Raw genomic sequence first — 1,035 nt, forward strand, 5'->3', positions numbered from 1 at the left:
CTGTATCACTCGGATCAAGGTAGCCACTATACCAGCAGGAATTTCAGACAGTTACTATGGAGATATCAGATAAAGCAAAGCCTGAGTCGCCGGGGTAATTGCTGGGATAACAGCCCGATGTAACGGTTTTTTAGAAGTCTGAAAACGGAGTGGTGCCGGATAATGGCTACGCTAATTTTAGCGAAGCCAGCGCAGCAATAACGAATTACATTTTGGGATATTACAGTCAGCTCAGACCTCATCAATATAATGGTGGTCTGACACCAAATGAATCAGAACGATTATTCTGGAAAAACTCTAAAGCCGTGGCCAATTTTTGTTGACCATATATGGACACCCCGGGTGTTACAAGTACTGATTCGATACGGTTTGCGACCATATATCCGGCGTCATAAGTAGGTAAAGTTACCTGCGCCATGATGTTATCCGAACCCTGTTTCCTTATCACTACACCGGTATTTTATTACCCAGGTCAACTTCAGGCTGTTACAGGGACGGTAGCCGTTTTCTCATCAGTGCCTGCAAACTCAGTGAAACGTGTTTTCTTTAACGCTGTATTGCGTTAACTCGCAGAAAAAGCCTTATTCATATTAAAATCAACGCCATCGGTCAGTATTCGCCAGATGATTCTGGTCAGCTTATTCGCCAAAGCTACGGTGGTTTTCAGAAATCCTCGCCTGGCCTCGAGCCTCTTCAGCCAAAGACCCAGGTTGTCATCACGTTTTTTCACGCAGCGCATCACAGATCGCGCGCCATGGATGACTAATGTTCTCAGGCTGCGATTGCCATTTTTTGTCACAGAGGACAATCTTTGTTTTCCTCCTGAACTGTGCTGCCGGGGGACTAGGCCGCACCATGCGGATAATTCTCTGCCACTGGAGAACTGTACTGCATCCACTTCACTGATAAACGCTGCAGCTATAAGCGGGCCAACACCAGGGACTGTTAATAAATGGCGATATGCTGTTTGCTGTGAAGACAATGCAGCAATTTCTTTATCCAGATAGGTAACGCGTTCATTGAGCGCCTGCATAT

General features: G+C 46.0%; 1 protein-coding gene and 1 pseudogene. One reads left to right on the forward strand and one right to left on the reverse strand.

Going from position 1 to position 1,035, the window contains the following annotated elements:
- Nucleotides 1-323: pseudogene (locus tag YALDO0001_RS22610) on the forward strand (integrase core domain-containing protein); the annotation flags it as partial.
- A gap of 239 nt (nt 324-562) precedes the next feature.
- Here the strand turns inward: YALDO0001_RS22610 and YALDO0001_RS22615 are convergent.
- Nucleotides 563-1,035, reverse strand: a 473-nt coding sequence (locus YALDO0001_RS22615; RefSeq protein ID WP_004705693.1) for an IS110 family RNA-guided transposase, incomplete at its 5' end; no start/stop codon positions are given.

The sequence above is a fragment of the Yersinia aldovae ATCC 35236 genome, assembly GCF_000173735.1.
GTDB lineage: Bacteria > Pseudomonadota > Gammaproteobacteria > Enterobacterales > Enterobacteriaceae > Yersinia > Yersinia aldovae.